We start from the raw sequence: 16907 nt of genomic DNA on the forward strand, positions 1-16907 counted from the left end.
AAATAAAAGATTTTATAATCCAAACCTGTATTCAATGGTTGATCGCTTGCCCGCGACCCGGCTTTCAATCGGGTCATGTTGCTTCTTGAAAACAAAGTGGTAAGAATTAATTATGTATTCGATGGTTACGCTGATTCGTCAACGCAAGAGCGGCCACATAGTGAAGAGGCGCTTCGATGGACCAGGCCTTGATTTTCGCCCATTCGGGATGGTCATGCGCAACGTGATAACTTCCATCATTATTGGTCAGCACAGTAATAGCTGGCAGGTATTCAGCAATCCCGAATCCTAATGCTTTCAATACAGATTCTTTGATGACCCAGAGATCAATGAAATTTTTATTTGACCAAATCCCCTGGGCACGCTCCTCTGCAGAAAGTACATGAACCCACAGATCCTCGACATCTTTATGGCAATATTCGATATCAACCCCAATCTCACCTTTTGCAGATAATGCTATCAATGCAAAGTCGCCTGTATGAGAAACATTAAACTCTATGTCGTAATAGGCCGGCAGACGAGGTTTACCAAACTCGTTCATTTCAATCTGTATTCTATGGGGAGGTAACGCCAAATATTTTGCCAGTAAGCGACGCACAGTTGCGCGTGTCACAATCCCGCGCACACGATCCTCATGTTGACGAAAGCATTGCAAATGAATCTGTTCACCCACACTCAGCAAAGACCAGTCATTTATCAGTTGCTTCGAATCAAAATCAAATTCGAGCAACCAAACCTCAATCTCAGCAGGCACCATTTCAGGCAGATGCAATCGCTTCACGCGGCACCTCCCTATGGCTTTGAAGCAGACGTTTTTTTAACATAAACAAAAACCAGTCTTCAGATTGCCGCAGAAAGAAATGCCCTCCATCAAACCAATCCAACGTAAATATTTGAGTGCTTTCCAATCGCCAGTCATTTAGCTTCGTAGCATTAATCTCATCTGAGCGCCCGGCAAAGCAATGGATAGGAATAGGTAAAGGTGTCAATTGAGAGTATTCAAAGCTCCCACAAACGCGGTAGTCCATTCTTAACAAATCCAATGTCATTGCCAGAAATTCTTGATTTCCAAACACTTCTTTGGGTGTGCCGCCCTGTTTGCCTAAATCCGCTATTAATGCAGCATCACTCTGTATATTGCGGTAACGCCGGCTATCCTGATGAGACGGTGCCGCGCAACCCGATACTAGCAAAGCTTTGGGTGGATATGCTTGTCTGGTGCATAAGCACTGGGCGATACCATAAGCAAGCAAAGCACCCATACTGTGACCAAAAAGTACATATTGCGCAGGCAAAGTAGATGCAAGTTCATCGCACAAACTTTGGGTCAATTCTATGTAGCTCTCTTTAGGAAATTCACCCATCCTATTGCCACGACCTGGTAACTCAATCGGCACCAATTTAACCCAGGAAGGCAATAACCGCCGCCAGCGAATATACATTGCTGCACTTGCGCCTGCGCATGGTAAACAAAAAAGTGTTAGTGGATTTTGCATTGGTACATCGCACTAAATTTGATTGTCCATGAACAATCTCAAGCTCAGCGGACGCATATCAGTCCAGACTTTATCAATGTAATCCAAGCAAGTTTTTTTGTCGCCCAATACGCCAGTATCTTTCCAGCCGCCTGGAACAGCTTTCCATTCCGGCCAAATAGAATATTGTTCTTCATGATTAACCAGCACACGGAACACGCCATCTTCACGATCAAAGCAACTAGTCATATCCAACACCTCAAATTTACAAATAAGTAAGTTTTAAATTTTCTTCAATAAGAATGCTTCTTATTTAGATTAGACGAACCGAATCATGAAGAATACAAAAAAAAGCAAAAAAATTGAGTGTGATTTAATTCCGTGGAGAACAATTTGATATCACTTGTGATTTTTCCTGGTGGTGTTATTGCCAGTCTGTTTCAATAGAACGCTTTTACAATGCTCTGTAGCCTCATGAATAAGAATATTTGTCAATGAGGTTGAGATATTCAGTTCATCTGCAATCATTCGATGTGTGTATCCATCTAATCGATAAAGCATAAAGACCCGCTTCGTGCGTTCTGGGAGCTTAGCTAAAGCTTGCGCCATCAATGTTAGATGTTGACGATTGATTGCATTGGTTTCTGGCATTCCTATCAAAGTCTGAACGAGCAATCCGTCCTCCTCTGACCTAAATAACTCTGTCTCAAATACCCCTCTTCGGTATCGATCAATAGCTAAGTTACGTACGATTTGAAATAGATAGGCTAGTGGCTGCTTGACATTCTGCATCGCCGGTATTTCGGTAGCCTTAATATAAGCATCTTGTATGATGTCATCTGAAAGATCCCAATCTCCTAAAATTTTGTATGCAGCTCGACGCAATTGCATACGGTTAATAATGAACAAAGCGCTCAGTTCTTGAGTCCAGTTTTCTACAGCTATCATCATATTTACATTAATAATTATTATCAGAAACATTTACTTGATATGTCGCATCAAAACCTCACACTTATGTAAAGTTTATTTTCAAAGATTTTGTGTTCGCGAATATTCGGTTACAAAACTTACTCCACCAGCCATTCAATAAATTTATATAGATAGCTCAGAGACTAAACCTCCGCTTCCTTCAATAACCCAATAGCAAAGTAGACACCCGCTAATTTAGGTGAGCCGTCGTGCTGATTGATAAGACCAGTGCGGGAAATACGATAACGTAGGAAAAAATTCATACCCAGTGGGGTGCCAGTATTTGGCAAACGAAAGTTCTTATCTAGGCACACTGACTATGGGATCCTTTGAGGGAAGGATTTTGATCTTGTCTTGCTTGTCAATCCTGTAGAGAAGTTCGGATACAACTAAACTAAAGCTAGCTCGGTATTCGCCAAACATAGCAAGACTATGACGTTGATCACGAGCAAGGATCTGCTCGTTAGAAATGTGCCCTACAACCGGTAATTCAGAAGTTGAATCACCGGTAGCAGAAAATTTTGAAGATTTATATTTGATTACATAAACAGCATACAAAATTAAAATTCCGCACAGGTTCGAAACCCATCGCGGGAAACATTTTTTATTCTGTAGAAATTCCTTTCTCACACGCACCGAACCATCTCCTAATTATTAAGTGATGGCTGGCTGACAAAATTTGTTGGCTGGCTATAACATGTCTCATTACGATGTCAAATATACAAATAACTCTGTTATTTCATGCAACTTCACCCCACTCCATATTGCTTTAGGGGCAGTCGCATTACATGTCAAAAACGAGAGCATACTTTACCTAACAAATGATAATGATTATCGTTCTCGATGTAAATAGTGAAAAGTGTAAACTTGTGATTCTCCGCGCTCTTGAATCAGTTGTTGACACCGGTCGAAAATTGACCAGAAAAGGCTAGTTGTAACGGTTGAAAATTGACCAGGTAATTTCCGTATCCTGCTTAAATTTTAGGCAGGATAATTTAAGAGGTGATTACCATGGTTATGTATGCAAAGATACGACGGATTTTTTACCGTGAACATCTGTCGATTAATCGAGATTCAACGAAGAACGAGCCTGTCACGGAACACGATCAAGAAGTGGTTGAAAGTGCCAAGCGACAGCGCGGTTAAATATCAAAGGGCGAAGAAGCCTGGCAAGTTGACACCGTTTGAATCCAGGTTAGTGTTGGCGCTGGAAGCGGATGCGCGTCGTCCGAAGAAGGACCGGCGCACCGCGTTGATGTTGTTCAAAGAGATATTGAACGAGGGTTATACAGGCGGTTATACGATTGTATGTGACTTTGTTCGCAACTGGCGCAATCAAGGAAGTCAGAGTAAATCGGCGTATGTGCCGCTGAAGTTTGCGCTGGGTGAAGCATTCCAGTTTGACTGAAGCGAAGAGTAGCTGGTGATCGGCGGTATCCACCGCAAGGTACTGGCAGCCCATACCAAGCTATGCGCCAGCCGTACTTTCATGTTGTCGGCTTATCCGTCACAAAGTCACGAAATGCTGTTTGATGCGCATACCCGGGCATTCACTACTTTTGGTGGTGTGCCGAAACGCGGTATTTACGACAACATGAAGACGGCCGTGGACAAGGTGTCCAAAGGCAACGGGCGTGTGGTGAATACGCGCTTTTTTGCAATGACGGCGCATTACCTGTTCGATCCTGATTTCTGCAATGTGGCTTCCGGCTGGGGAAAGGGTGTTGTCGAGAAGAATGTTCAGGATATGCGCCGCCGCATATGGAATGAAGCCAAACAACAACAGTTTGGCTCATTCGATGACTTAAACAGATGGCTTGAAACGCGCTGTCGCGAGCTGTGGTCTGAAATCGAGCATCCTGATTATGCAGGCATTACCCTTGCCGATGCACTGGAACAAGAACAACTGTATCTGATGCCGATGCCGGCGCCGTTCGATGGCTATATCGAAGTATTGGCACGGGTATCCAGCACGTGTCTGGTTACATTACTGCGCAACCGGTATTCCGTTCCCTGTCATCTGGTCAAACAGGTGGTGGCCGTTCATCAGTATGCAGACCGTATCGAGATCGTCCATGACAATGCCGTAGCAGCCGGTCATAGTCGTCTGATGGATAGCGACCAGGTCAGCTATAACTGGCAGCACTATATTCCGGTCATTGAGAAGAAACCGGGAGCCTTGCGCAACGGTGCGCCATTCGCCGAACTACCGGCACCTTTGCTGCAACTGCAGATTGCACTGAGGCGCAGAGAACGCCAGCAGGCTGATCGAATCATGGCAAAAGTGCTCAGCCTGGTGCCGACGCATGGGCTGGAAGCTGTGCTGGTCGCTGTTGAACTGGTGCTGGAATCCGGCTTGCCCAGTGCCGAGCATGTCTCCAATGTATTGGCACGGCTGAAACACACCGACGTACCAGCGTCAGTGGAAACAACACTGAAACTTAATGAAGAACCGCAGGCCGATACGGCGCGCTATGATCGTTTGAACACCAAAGAGGTGCCGCATGTCTGACATACTTGCGCAATTCAAAGCGCTGAAATTATATGGCATGGCCAGCTCCTATGCTGAACTGAGGCAACAGAATGCGCCCGATGTCGCTGATAGTTTTAATTTCGCAGACACACTGCTAAACCAGTTACCCCAGGCTGAAACAACCGAACGCAAACTCCGTTCCATTCGCTATCAGACACAAGCTGCCAGATTCCCGGTGCAGCGCCACTTACAGGGCTTCGACTTCAGTCAGTCCAAAGTCGATCAGCAACTGATTCATCAGCTGGCTACATTGGAATTTACAGCCGCTGCACAGAACCTGGTGTTGGTCGGCGGCACCGGTACTGGCAAAACACACCTAGCCATTGCCATCGGCACTTCAGGCATCCAGCATCACAATAAAAAGGTACGCTTCTTCAGCGCCATCGAACTGGCCAATAGTCTGGAACAAGAAAAATCAGCGGGTAAACAAGGCAGGCTTGCCTTGCGGCTGTTGCAGATCGACCTGGTCATTCTCGACGAACTGGGCTATCTGCCATTCTCACAAGCCGGTGGCGCACTATTGTTTCATCTACTCTCCAGGTTGTATGAACGTACCAGTGTCATTAACACCACCAACCTCGCATTCGCAGAATGGAGCAACGTATTCATCGACGCCAAAATGACTACAGCGCTGCTGGATCGACTCACACAACATTGCCACATCATCGAAACCGGCAACGAGTCTTTCCGCTACAAACAAAGTACAGCCAATGCAAAGATCAGAATACAGCAGCGAGAAAAAGAAAAATACTCACCAGAAGAAAATCTGGTCGATTCGTAGTCAATTACAACAAACTAAAACATCAACAGGAGGCAAATTACCAACCCAGTCTGGTCGACTTATCCACAGATGCGTAGTATCCTGCGCTCTATTTTCCCCTGGTCAAATTTCAACCGTAATGGGTGGTCAATTTTAAACCGGCATCAACAAATCAGGCTATTTTGTCCAACTTTTGCTGACGGGATACATACTGTGCGGATACTTTCATTAACGTAAAAGGTAGCAATATGGTAGCAATTAGTTTCTTACATTAGACATTAAAATCCATAACTCTTTGTTTTATTGGTTCCGACACCAAGAATCGAACTCGGGACCTTCTAATTACAAAACTTATTTACAAATTCCAGTTACATATAAATCAATCACTTACAATGCTTGCCCAGCATAAAAACTGTCTCACACAACCACAAACGGTGACACTTGCAGAGTAGCTTGGCACAGTCAATTCCGCATCTTATTTCGTTCTCGCATAACGATGTTCCTTTGATAACTACCATTAACACAAAATACCTAAGAGCATTCTTCCCAAGGATTGATGACAGGCACTCCGGCAGCGACAAAAGGCGCAGTATCTCGCGTCGCTATGGTGAATCCATGTACGACCGCGATTGCGGCAATCTGGCCGTCTGCCACAGAGATGAGGCGACCATTAGTCCTAGCTCGACCGACTATAGACGCATATGCTATCGCAGCCTGTTGATCGAATGATAGTATGCGCGCTCCAAAAAGCCTCTCCATCAGTTTCCTCAAAGCAGCATCAAGCCCTTCTTTACGCTTTCCATCTGGCAGGATTTCAATGCCGACCAGCAATTCGGAAAGGCATGTTGCTGTCAGATACAGTGTCTCGGCTGTTTGCCGATCAAGCCAAGCTTGAACGGCGGGATTGCCGTTGGGTTTCATTGGCTCGGATATGACATTCGTATCCAGAACGATCATTCGAACACTGCTGGTTCAGTCGGCGTCTGATCACGAGTGTCATTAAAATCAAGCCCCCCAAAGGATTGCCCAAAAGCAGCGAGTTCAGATCCGATTTTGACACGCGTCCTAGGACGCACTGCCTCTTCCAGAATTTCCCGGATTTCAGCTTCGGTGCTACGTCCATGCTGAGCAGCACGCAGCTTAAGCGCGCGATGCGTTTCTTCGGGCAAATTGCGAACAGTAACAACAGACATTTGATTTCGCTCCTTATTATGTGAAATCAATGATAGCATATATTAACAAATGACATCAATTCTTGATATGCGCTGTCAAAAATTATGAATTTCTTATATGCGACGGATTCAAAATCAGCCACGACGTCCCTTTGCTAAGCTAAGGCTATAACCATCATCTCTCGGGCAATCCCTTTGCCTGTTCGCCGCAATCGGGTACTTGACCTAGCAAGGTAAAACCAAATCCCGAATAATTTCTTCCTGACACTTACCTTGCAATATGAACTTTCCAAGCAATTTGCAGGTCGGGAGAAAAAACCAACTCCGGAGCTTCGTCCGTGGTTGCAATGCCTTCCTCAAATTGACATGGTCTAATAGACTCGGACAACCCAGTTAAGAGAAAATAATCTTAATTGGAGGAATAAATGGAAACGAGGAAACAATATACAAAGGAATTCAAACTGGATGCAATCAGTCTGGTTCTGGATCAGGGATTTACGATAGCAGAAGCGGCCAGAAGCCTAGAAATCAGGGCTAACATGCTTGGGCGATGGATCAAGGAGAACGAAGCGGATAATAATGGCCAGGCATTCCGGGGTAATGGGAAACTGACGCCGGATCAGGAAGAAATTCGGCGACTTAAGCTAGAAAACAAACAATTAAAGCTTGAGCGACAAATATTAAAGGAGGCGGCGGTCTTTTTCGCGAAAGAAACGAAGTGAAGTATTCGTTCATCACCCAAAAGAAAAAGACCTGCCCGGTCGGCCTAATGTGCCGGCTATTGGGTGTCAGTCGCAGTGCTTACTATGACTATGAACAACGCCGCCGCAATTGCCCGGATGATCTGCACCACAGACAACTGCTTGATGCTGTGAAGAATATTGCAAAGTCATGCGATTACACCTATGGCAGCCGCCGAATGAAACAAGCACTAAATGCCTTAGGTTATTCGATTAGCCGCTGGAAGACGAGAAAACTAATGCGTGAGGCTTTCGTCACTGTCAGGCATCGGAAGAAATACAAGGTGACGACGGACAGCAATCACCAGTTGCCGGTGTTTGAAAACCAATTGAATCGGCGATTTACTGTTGCCAAACCGGATCAAGTTTATGTCAGCGATATTACATACATCTGGACACAGGAAGGCTGGCTGTATCTGGCAATCGTAATAGACTTGTTTTCCAGAAAGGTGGTCGGTTGGAGCATGAGCTCACGGATGAAAGCAGCACTGGTTTGTGATGCATTGCGAATGACTATCTGGTTGCGTCGGCCACCGTCTGGCCTGATCGTGCATTCGGATCGCGGGTCGCAGTATGCCGGCAAAGCATACCGCAGTCTACTGAAAGCATATGGTTTTATTGATAGCATGAACCGCCTGGGAAATTGTTGGGATACTCAGTTTAATATGTCATGGAATGCCTGACTTGATTTGACCCGTGCTGGGATTGGCGAAGTGCCTTTGCATTGACCTGTCGATCTAGTCCAGATATTCCCCGAGCGTTACTGGGCCCAATACTTGTGACCTAATAGGAGCTTTGTCTTGTACCGTGAGTGTCCTGTCCGGTAAGTGGGATTGGTAATGCGCCAATCTTGACTGAGGAGTATAGATATGGACGGCACATCGATTCAAAATGAAGTTATTCTTGGCGTTGATACCCATTTAGATACACATGTTGGCGTAGTCATTAACCGTCACGGTAAAGTGATAGGCACACTTGCTTCCGTACCCACGAATGCAGCAGGTTATCTAAAATTACTGACATGGGCGCGATCTCTCGGAAACGTGCGGCGCGCAGGTGTTGAAGGAACAGGCACATATGGCGCGGGTCTTGCCCGTTTATTGCATGAGCATGGCATTGAAGTATGGGAAATAAATCGTCCTGATCGTGCCAAGCGCAGACTTAGGGGAAAATCAGATCCAACCGATGCTGAAAGTGCAGCTCGAACGGTACTTTCTGGTGAAGCAGTGGCAACGCCAAAGTTACAATCCGGTGTAGCTGAGGCACTGCGCACGTTATCGGTTGCCAGACGTAGCGCGGTCAAAGCAAGAACACAAGCAATCAACCAACTGAGATCGCTACTGATCGGTGCGCCAGACGCTATGCGCGAACGGCTCTGGAAAACCAAACCGGAACAGTGTGTAGCTGGCTGTGCACGGCTTCGGAATGTAGAAGGCAATGTTTTGCTTAAAACATTAACTGCAACGCTTCGTTTGCTGGCTAAGCGCTGGTTAATGCTATCAACAGAACTAAAAGAGCTTGATGCGACGCTTGATCGTTTGACAAGTCAATCAGCTAAACGTCTTCGGAGTCAATTCGGAGTCGGGCCACAAACACCTGCGATACTTATTGCTGTAGCAGGAGATAATCCGGAACGTTTAAGGAATGAAGCAGCTTTAGCTGCGTTATGTGGAACAAGTCCACTCGGGAAAGACTACTCGCCATCGATTAAATCGAGGAGGTGACCGATCTGCAAACAATGCGCTGTGGACAATAGCAATGGTGCGCATGCGCAGTGAGCCGAGAACCCAAGCCTATGTGATGCGACGTACAGCACAAGGAATGTCAAATAAAGAACCCCGCCGCAAGCAGCGGGGTATTCGTGCTCAGAACAACGCAAGCTGATAATCCGAGTGTAATTTCTGATACGTTTTACCTTGATTTTGTACATACTTGCCAATCATCTGCTCATCTCCATGCTTGCCAACTGTACTTGCAAAATAACCATCAGTCCAAAATTCTCCACCCCAGAGCTTCTTCTTAACTTGAGGGCATCGTCTGAAAATTTCTCGTGCGGTTATGCTCTTAATGAGCGCCACAAGCTTGGTCACGCTATATGTCGGCACTGACTGTACCAAGAAATGAACATGATCCTTATCCGTACCAATCTCTAAAAACTTCACTTGATAGCGCTCTGCCACCCCAAGACAGACATCATTGAGGACAGCTTCAACCTGCTCATCAAAGATTACCCGCCTATATTTTGCCGGAAATACTAAGTGATACATCAAAACCGTAACATTTGGACTCTTATGAATATATTCGCTCATCCATATATTCTACGCCGCAAGCGGCGGGGAATATAACCCGAAGAGATTTAATAGTGATACTTTATGGTGCCGACACCAAGAATCGAACTCGGGACCTTCTGATTACAAATCAGCTGCTCTACCATCTGAGCTATGCCGGCAATTGGGTAAGAATAACTTCAAATTAGTAAATTTATTTGATTATCCTAAGTTTTGGCTTACGTATTTTTTTTTCCTGATATATCTTAGAACTTCGATTTAAATTACTATTTTCGATCGTACTCATAGTTATATGATTGTCTTCCTTTTCACCAGAAAAGGAGATACCTTGATTCACTTCTTTGGCAAAGATACTATTTATAGCAATGATTGGTATCTCCAGTTTTCTTGCCACACCGTTAAATCTTGCGGCAAAACTCATAATATCATTATTAATGACGAGTTCTTGCACGGCGCTTACGCTTATATTAAAAATAATTTCATTATTTTTAATATATTCTTTTGGGATATCCAATTCTGGAAACGCTTGCACAGAAACATAAGGCGTAAAGCCACCGTCTAAGCACCAATCATAAATTGAACGAACTAAATAAGGCTTTGTTGAGTTAATCGTCATTTTCGCATTATTTTTTCTGAAGCTGATAAAGCATCAATGAATAACGGGCGACTAAATAATCTTTCAGAATATTTCAGCAATGGCGCTGCTTGTTTGGGAAGACGAATTCCAAAATGCTCTAGGCGCCATAGCAAGGGTGCTATCGCAACATCAAGCATGGAAAATTCATCACCCAGCATGAATTTTTGCTTTTCAAAAATCGGAGAAATGATCGTAAGATTATCGGCTATGACAGTTCGAGCTTTGTCCATTACCTTCTGGTCATTACCTTCAAAAGCGTCAATATGGCAAAATAGTTCTTCTTCAAAACGATACAGCAATAATCGTGCACGAGCACGCATAACCGGATCAGCTGGCATCAATTGTGGATGTGGAAAACGATCATCAATGTACTCATTAATAATGTTTGATTCATACAATACCAGATCGCGCTCCACGAGCACTGGCGCCTTTCCGTATGGACTCATTACTGCCAAGTCCTCGGATTTATTATTAGGATCGACATCAATTACCTGGAAATCCATATCTTTCTCGTGCAATACAATCCTGCAACGATGGCTGTACGGGCACGTAATTGTTGAATATAACGTCATCATAACTATTATTCTCTGACTCTAAGCAATTTATATATTTAACAACGATGTCAGTGAATATCTCTCCAATATTCTTTCTTCAATAAATAAGTCAATACCAACATACCCAACAAGAAAAGCATGACTTTAATGCCTAATTCTTTCCGTTCATTGGCGTGCGGTTCACCCAAATAAACCAGGTAATTTACTAAATCACCCACAAATTTATCAAATTCGGCACTCGTCATTTGACCTGGCTTGTCCAGCGACAAACTCTTCTGATCGCCTTTTACTACTAGTATTTGTTCACCTTGCAATTGATAAAGCACGTGAGGCATTGCTACGCGATCATATACCAAATTATTCCATCCGGTTCCAGTTGTATCGTCACGATAAAATGCTTTCAAATAGGTATACAGCCAATCGCTTCCTCTTGACCGAGCTATGACCGACAAATCAGGCGGAGCCACACCGAACCACACCTCACCTTCCTCCTTACGCATAGCAGACAGCATCAAATCGCCAACTTTCTGGTCTGTGTGAATCATTTTTTCAAGAATTTCTTCATTCGTATACCCAATATCACGATGACGGTTATAACGCATATAACTCGCACCATGGCATGTCAAACAATAATTAACAAAGCTTTCTGCACCGCGCTGCAAAGAATCATTGTCAGTTATATCTACTGGAGCTCGCTCCAGCGGCATGCCAGATTCAGCAGCAAACACGCCAAATGGAGCTATGCATAAGATTAATATAGCTATGGTTAGTTTCTTCATTTTTATACTCTTATAGTCTTTTTGGCTCAGGTTTGGTTTTATCAATCTTGCTATACCATGGCATCAAAATAAAGAATGCAAAATATATCACGGTAAAGATTTGCGCTAAGAAAGTATACATAGGAGTTGGTGATTTCGTTCCCAACCAGCCCAATACGAAAAAGCTAATAACAAATAGTGTTAGGGCAATTTTGAAATAAGGTCCTTTATAGCGTACCGATTTAACAGGACTTCTATCCAGCCACGGCAAAAAACAAAAAATCACAACTGATCCCGCCATCAATATTACACCCCATAATTTCGCGTCCACTCCCAGGAAGTTGACTGTAACAGCTCGAAGCATTGAGTAATAAGGCGTGAAATACCAAACGGGCGCAATGTGGTCAGGTGTTTGTAGCGTATTGGCTGGTATGAAATTGTTATATTCTAAGAAATACCCACCCATTTCAGGAGCGAAGAAAATAATCCCGCAAAACACAATCAAGAATACTACAACACCTACTATATCCTTAACCGTGTAATAAGGATGGAATGGTATACCGTCAACAGGAATCCCAGTTGATGGATTTTTATTTTCTTTTATTTCAATTCCATCTGGGTTATTTGATCCAGTTTCATGCAAAGCAAGAATGTGCACAAATACCAATACCAACAACACCAATGGTAACGTCACGACATGATAAGCAAAAAAGCGATTCAGCGCTGCGTCTGAAAGAGTGAAATCACCCAGAAGCCATTGTTGAAGCGTATCCCCGATTGCCGGAATGGCTCCAAACATGCTGACAATTACTTGCGCGCCCCAGTAAGACATTTGTCCCCATGGCAAAATATATCCAGTAAAAGCTAAAGCCATCAGCACAAAGAACAAACACATACCCACTAACCACAGGAGCTCCCGCGGTTTTCGATATGACCCATACAGCATTCCGCGAAACATATGAAGATAAACTACGACAAAGAACATCGATGCACCAGTAGAATGCATGTATCGAATTAGCCAGCCGTAATCCACATCGCGCATAATATATTCTACCGATGCAAAAGCCTGATTAGCATCCGGTTTATAATTCATAGTCAGAAAAATACCGGTAATCAGTTGATTAACCAAAACCAGCAAGGCTAATGAGCCAAAGAAATACCAGAAATTAAAGTTCTTTGGGGCATAATATTCGGAAAGATGTGCTTTCCAGGTAGATGTCAATGGAAAACGTTTATCAATCCATTCGATCATGGAGTTAAATAAATTACTCATTACGCAGATCCCTCGCTTTCAGATCCAATTAAAAGACGGCTATCGTCCAAATATACATGAGGAGGCACAACCAAATTCGTTGGAGCCGGGACATGTTTATAAACGCGGCCCGCCAAATCAAATTTTGAGCCATGGCACGGACAGAAAAAACCACCCAGCCAATCAGGCCCCAGATCTGCAGGTGCAATATCTTTTCTGAATACGGGAGAGCAACCCAAATGTGTACAAACGCCTTCGGTAACAAATATTTCAGGTTTAATTGATCGTGTGTGATTTTTCGCATATTCCGGCTGTTGATTCTTCTCTGAATTCGGATCTGCCAGAACATCTTCCTCTTCTATTTTTACCAGCGATTCCAGCATTTCTGGCGTACGATTCAGCACCCACACAACCCTTCCCCGCCACTCAACCATTAAGAGCATACCAGGTTCAAGCTTTGATATATTTACCTCTACCGGCGCGCCTGCTGCTTTAGCACGTTCACTCGGCATCATACTTAACAAAAAAGGAGTTGCTATCGCAGCGCCCGCAACACCACCAGCCACAGAAGTTGCAGCGACTAGAAACTTTCTTCTGCCGCTCATCTTCTCATCCATGCTGAAACTATCTGCCATCATAATGTTCAATCATTCCATCAGTAATTTTTTACGTAAGCCTATCAACAAAAAGGCAATTCTTATCTGATTCCCACAACTTAGACTAGTTTATTCGCTAATGCTTGCCACAAAAGCGCGCAGTATACCACAATCGTTTTAAGGATTATAGAAACTCAGTGCAGATTGTATTGACGACAAATCAAGTAAAGAAAATTGTAAGTGTATTATTTATAATCTATTTACTTAACTTTTCCGTGACATTGCTTATATTTTTTTCCAGAACCACAAGGACATGGTTGATTTCGTCCTATTTTATCGTTATTGCGTACGAAGGGTTGATTCTTTTCTTCTTGAACTCCGCTTCGGTTCGATTCCTCATCTGACATCCCACCATAATTATCATGACGATATTGCACATTCTCTGGCGATCGCATTGTCTCGGTGACCGCCTCCACCTGTTGTTCACTTTTTATTTGAACCGTCAGTAATATCTTTGTTACTTCAGTTTTGACTTCTTCAAGCAAATTGGTAAATAGACCAAAAGCTTCTCGTTTATATTCTTGTTTCGGATTCTTTTGTGCATAACCGCGCAGATGTATACCTTGACGTAATTGATCCAATGCCGCCAAATGCTCTCGCCAATGAGAATCTAATATTTGCAACATAACAACACGCTCATAGTGATGCATAATTTCAGCACCAACCGCATCAACTTTCTCCTGGTATTTTTCATTGGTTAGCTCAATGATCCGTTGACTCAGGTTTTCTTCATGCAAATCAGGCTGTTGCTCAAGCCATTCTTTTACTGGAAAGTGTAGCTGAAAATCTGTTGCAAGTGCTTTCTCAAGACCGGCTACATCCCATTGTTCTTCCACGCTCTGGGGGGGAATATACACACTGATTAAATCGCTTAAAACGTTTTCACGAATTGCTGAGATAGTCTCCGAAATATTCTTTTCCGCCTCTAATAATTCATTGCGTTGCTGATAAATCACTTGCCGCTGATCATTTGCAACATCATCGTATTCCAGTAATTGCTTACGCATATCAAAATTTCGTGCTTCGACTTTGCGTTGCGCATTCTCAATTGCGCGTGTAACCCAGGGATGCTCGATAGCCTCTCCTTCGGGCATATTAAGACGCGTCATGATATTTGCGACACGATCTGAGGCAAATATGCGAAGCAGTGGGTCTTCCAGCGATAGAAAAAAACGACTGGAACCTGGGTCACCCTGTCTGCCCGATCGTCCGCGCAATTGATTATCCACCCTACGCGACTCATGCCGCTCGGTACCGATGATATGCAATCCTCCTTTTCTCAAAACTTCTTCATGAGTTACCTTCCATTTCTCATAAACTTCATTGATTTGCTTTAGTTTGGCGTCCTCACTTAATTTTTCATCATGTCGTATACGCTCAATTTCCGGCTCTGGATTCCCTCCCAGTACAATATCAGTTCCACGACCTGCCATATTGGTAGCAATCGTAACCATTTTAGGACGCCCAGCTTGAACAACGATATTCGCTTCACTCGCATGTTGTTTTGCATTCAGGACTTGATGCGGCAACTTTTCTCGCTCCAGCAGTCTGGATAACAATTCATTACTTTCAATGGATGTCGTACCCACCAGGACCGGTTGTCCTTGCTCATAGCATTCTTTGATTTCATGTATGATGGCTTCATTTTTCTCTTTCGCAGTTCGAAACACCAGATCCATCCGATCATCACGAATCATTGGCTTATGCGTCGGAATGATAACTGTCTCCAACCCATAGATTTGTTGAAATTCGGCTGCTTCCGTGTCGGCCGTTCCAGTCATACCGGATAGCTTCTGATACATACGAAAATAATTCTGAAAGGTAATTGAAGCGAGTGTCTGATTCTCTTTTTGAATCACAACCCCTTCTTTGGCTTCTACTGCTTGATGCAATCCATCGGACCAACGGCGACCAGACATCAAGCGTCCGGTAAACTCATCAACGATAACCACTTCACCATTTTGCACAACATAATTTTGATCCAGCAAATATAAATTATGGGCACGCAAACCTGCATTTACATGATGGATCAAGTTGATATTAGCAGGATCATAAAGACTGGTTCCGGATTTAAGTAATCCAGCGGATGCTAATAATTTTTCAGCGTGTTCAAAACCAGATTCACTCAGTGTGACCTGATGAGATTTCTCATCAACACTATAATCACCTGGACTGTCTTCCGCTTCTTGACGCACAAGTTTAGGAATCAGTGCATTGATACGCACATAGATTTCTGTGTCACCTTCCGCCTGCCCTGAAATGATTAATGGCGTGCGTGCTTCGTCAATCAGGATTGAATCTACTTCATCTACGATCGCAAAATTAAGTACGCGTTGCACGCGTTCATTTGTGTGCGCCACCATATTGTCGCGCAAATAATCAAACCCATATTCATTATTGGTGCCATAGGTGATATCGGCAGCATACGCTGCCTGTTTATCACTATGTGACATCTGTCCATAAATAACACCGACGTTCAATCCGAGAAACTGATATATTTTTCCCATCCAATCGGCATCACGTTTTGCCAGATAATCATTCACCGTAACAACGTGCACACCATTACCTGATAAGGCATTCAGGTATGCCGGCAGAGTTGCCATCAGAGTTTTACCCTCACCAGTGCGCATCTCTGCAATATTACCTTCGTTTAACACCATCCCGCCGATAAGCTGCACATCAAAATGACGCATTTGCAGCACCCGCTTGCCGGTTTCACGCACTACTGCGAATGCCTCCGGAAGTAGATCATTCAATTCTTCACCATTTTGAATGCGTTGCTTGAATTTATCCGTCTGAGCACGCAGCTCAGTATCTGATAATTCTGCTATAGCCGATTCCATTTCATTAATAGCACGCACGATCTGAGAATACTGTTTGATCATCCGGTCGTTGCGACTACCGAAAATTTTCTTGAGTAGATTACCTAACATAAGTCGTCTCTAATGGTTCCGTGTTTGAACAATCTGTTTAAAAAACAAAGGAAAACTTCTCACCCATCCGGCAAATACCTGAAGAATTAAACTGGCTACTGTTAAGCTATCTGAGCTGGCGTTAAAAACGGGCTCAGAGCGCTCTATTATCAAATATAAAGCGCTCTTACGCCCGTCATT

15 protein-coding genes, 1 tRNA gene and 3 pseudogenes are annotated in these 16907 nt (G+C 43.8%); 4 read left to right on the forward strand and 15 right to left on the reverse strand.

Annotation, left to right across the window (positions count from 1 at the left end; translation table 11 throughout):
- Positions 1–106: 106 nt before the first annotated feature.
- From C7H79_RS00735 to C7H79_RS17795, 5 genes are all read right to left on the reverse strand, one after another.
- Entirely contained in the window at positions 107–781 is a 675-nt protein-coding gene (locus tag C7H79_RS00735; protein WP_106705388.1) for a 4'-phosphopantetheinyl transferase family protein, read from the reverse strand.
- Positions 759–1496: a thioesterase II family protein gene (locus C7H79_RS00740; protein ID WP_106705389.1), complete on the reverse strand. Its 738-nt coding sequence runs from the start codon at positions 1494–1496 to the stop codon at positions 759–761. The genes C7H79_RS00735 and C7H79_RS00740 overlap by 23 nt, the downstream gene beginning before the upstream one ends.
- 12 nt (positions 1497–1508) lie before the next feature.
- The gene (locus tag C7H79_RS00745) at positions 1509–1724 is read right to left on the reverse strand and encodes an MbtH family protein (protein WP_106705390.1); all 216 of its coding nucleotides are present in this window, start codon (positions 1722–1724) and stop codon (positions 1509–1511) included.
- A gap of 150 nt (positions 1725–1874) precedes the next feature.
- Positions 1875–2426 carry a sigma-70 family RNA polymerase sigma factor gene (locus tag C7H79_RS00750; RefSeq protein WP_106705455.1) on the reverse strand — a complete coding sequence of 184 codons (552 nt, stop codon included), beginning with the start codon at positions 2424–2426 and terminating at the stop codon, positions 1875–1877.
- A 161-nt stretch (positions 2427–2587) separates the two neighbouring features.
- A complete protein-coding gene (locus C7H79_RS17795) occupies positions 2588–2758 on the reverse strand; it encodes a hypothetical protein (protein ID WP_172592316.1) in 171 nt (56 codons plus the stop codon).
- Between the two features lie 697 nt (positions 2759–3455).
- Here C7H79_RS17795 and istA point away from each other — a divergent pair.
- Both istA and istB read left to right on the forward strand, forming a co-directional pair.
- Positions 3456–4956: pseudogene (gene istA / locus C7H79_RS00760) on the forward strand (IS21 family transposase).
- Complete coding sequence (gene istB, locus C7H79_RS00765) at positions 4949–5758, forward strand: IS21-like element helper ATPase IstB (protein ID WP_106705392.1); 810 nt, start codon at positions 4949–4951, stop codon at positions 5756–5758. The pseudogene istA and the gene istB overlap by 8 nt, the downstream one beginning before the upstream one ends.
- Positions 5759–6268: 510 nt before the next feature.
- Here istB and C7H79_RS00770 read toward each other — a convergent pair.
- Together C7H79_RS00770 and C7H79_RS00775 are read right to left on the reverse strand one after the other, a co-directional pair.
- Entirely contained in the window at positions 6269–6694 is a 426-nt protein-coding gene (locus C7H79_RS00770) for a type II toxin-antitoxin system VapC family toxin (protein ID WP_106705393.1), read from the reverse strand.
- The gene (locus C7H79_RS00775; protein ID WP_106705394.1) at positions 6691–6930 is read right to left on the reverse strand and encodes a FitA-like ribbon-helix-helix domain-containing protein; all 240 of its coding nucleotides are present in this window, start codon (positions 6928–6930) and stop codon (positions 6691–6693) included. Before C7H79_RS00775 ends, C7H79_RS00770 begins: the two co-directional genes overlap by 4 nt.
- Before the next feature lie 404 nt (positions 6931–7334).
- Between C7H79_RS00775 and C7H79_RS00780 the strand changes: the two are divergent.
- Together C7H79_RS00780 and C7H79_RS00785 are read left to right on the forward strand one after the other, a co-directional pair.
- A pseudogene (locus C7H79_RS00780) lies at positions 7335–8302 on the forward strand (IS3 family transposase); the annotation flags it as partial.
- Positions 8303–8518: 216 nt separating this feature from the next.
- A pseudogene (locus C7H79_RS00785) lies at positions 8519–9533 on the forward strand (IS110 family RNA-guided transposase).
- Here C7H79_RS00785 and tnpA read toward each other — a convergent pair.
- The 8 genes from tnpA to secA form a co-directional block, all read right to left on the reverse strand.
- A complete protein-coding gene (tnpA, locus tag C7H79_RS00790; RefSeq protein ID WP_106705395.1) occupies positions 9515–9958 on the reverse strand; it encodes an IS200/IS605 family transposase in 444 nt (147 codons plus the stop codon). The pseudogene C7H79_RS00785 and the gene tnpA overlap by 19 nt on opposite strands.
- A gap of 64 nt (positions 9959–10022) precedes the next feature.
- Positions 10023–10098, reverse strand: a tRNA-Thr gene (locus C7H79_RS00795).
- 32 nt (positions 10099–10130) lie between these two features.
- Entirely contained in the window at positions 10131–10553 is a 423-nt protein-coding gene (locus tag C7H79_RS00800; protein WP_106705396.1) for a ClpXP protease specificity-enhancing factor, read from the reverse strand.
- Positions 10550–11149: a glutathione S-transferase N-terminal domain-containing protein gene (locus tag C7H79_RS00805; RefSeq protein ID WP_106705397.1), complete on the reverse strand. Its 600-nt coding sequence runs from the start codon at positions 11147–11149 to the stop codon at positions 10550–10552. The genes C7H79_RS00800 and C7H79_RS00805 overlap by 4 nt, the downstream gene beginning before the upstream one ends.
- Before the next feature lie 47 nt (positions 11150–11196).
- Positions 11197–11907, reverse strand: coding sequence for a cytochrome c1 (locus tag C7H79_RS00810; protein ID WP_106705398.1), 711 nt, complete (start codon positions 11905–11907; stop codon positions 11197–11199).
- A gap of 10 nt (positions 11908–11917) precedes the next feature.
- Positions 11918–13159 (reverse strand): cytochrome b, encoded by a 1242-nt coding sequence (locus C7H79_RS00815; protein WP_106705399.1) that lies wholly within the window; start codon positions 13157–13159, stop codon positions 11918–11920.
- Positions 13159–13776: a ubiquinol-cytochrome c reductase iron-sulfur subunit gene (gene petA / locus C7H79_RS00820; RefSeq protein WP_172592317.1), complete on the reverse strand. Its 618-nt coding sequence runs from the start codon at positions 13774–13776 to the stop codon at positions 13159–13161. The genes C7H79_RS00815 and petA overlap by 1 nt, the downstream gene beginning before the upstream one ends.
- A gap of 218 nt (positions 13777–13994) precedes the next feature.
- Positions 13995–16727 (reverse strand): preprotein translocase subunit SecA, encoded by a 2733-nt coding sequence (gene secA / locus C7H79_RS00825; protein ID WP_106705400.1) that lies wholly within the window; start codon positions 16725–16727, stop codon positions 13995–13997.
- Positions 16728–16907 lie beyond the last annotated feature (180 nt).

Source organism: Nitrosomonas supralitoralis, from assembly GCF_003011925.2.
Taxonomy (GTDB): Bacteria; Pseudomonadota; Gammaproteobacteria; order Burkholderiales; family Nitrosomonadaceae; genus Nitrosomonas; species Nitrosomonas supralitoralis.

What these genes read in the sequence shown, in the direction of transcription:
- C7H79_RS00740 (WP_106705389.1), bottom strand. Translation starts at nt 1,496, where the DNA reads ATGCAAAATCCACTAACACTTTTTTGTTTACCATGCGCAGGCGCAAGT.
- C7H79_RS00745 (WP_106705390.1), bottom strand. Translation starts at nt 1,724, where the DNA reads ATGACTAGTTGCTTTGATCGTGAAGATGGCGTGTTCCGTGTGCTGGTT.
- C7H79_RS00750 (WP_106705455.1), bottom strand. Translation starts at nt 2,426, where the DNA reads ATGATGATAGCTGTAGAAAACTGGACTCAAGAACTGAGCGCTTTGTTC.
- istB (WP_106705392.1), top strand. Translation starts at nt 4,949, where the DNA reads ATGTCTGACATACTTGCGCAATTCAAAGCGCTGAAATTATATGGCATG.
- C7H79_RS00770 (WP_106705393.1), bottom strand. Translation starts at nt 6,694, where the DNA reads ATGATCGTTCTGGATACGAATGTCATATCCGAGCCAATGAAACCCAAC.
- C7H79_RS00775 (WP_106705394.1), bottom strand. Translation starts at nt 6,930, where the DNA reads ATGTCTGTTGTTACTGTTCGCAATTTGCCCGAAGAAACGCATCGCGCG.
- tnpA (WP_106705395.1), bottom strand. Translation starts at nt 9,958, where the DNA reads ATGAGCGAATATATTCATAAGAGTCCAAATGTTACGGTTTTGATGTAT.
- C7H79_RS00800 (WP_106705396.1), bottom strand. Translation starts at nt 10,553, where the DNA reads ATGACGATTAACTCAACAAAGCCTTATTTAGTTCGTTCAATTTATGAT.
- C7H79_RS00805 (WP_106705397.1), bottom strand. Translation starts at nt 11,149, where the DNA reads ATGATGACGTTATATTCAACAATTACGTGCCCGTACAGCCATCGTTGC.
- C7H79_RS00810 (WP_106705398.1), bottom strand. Translation starts at nt 11,907, where the DNA reads ATGAAGAAACTAACCATAGCTATATTAATCTTATGCATAGCTCCATTT.
- C7H79_RS00815 (WP_106705399.1), bottom strand. Translation starts at nt 13,159, where the DNA reads ATGAGTAATTTATTTAACTCCATGATCGAATGGATTGATAAACGTTTT.
- petA (WP_172592317.1), bottom strand. Translation starts at nt 13,776, where the DNA reads ATGATGGCAGATAGTTTCAGCATGGATGAGAAGATGAGCGGCAGAAGA.
- secA (WP_106705400.1), bottom strand. Translation starts at nt 16,727, where the DNA reads ATGTTAGGTAATCTACTCAAGAAAATTTTCGGTAGTCGCAACGACCGG.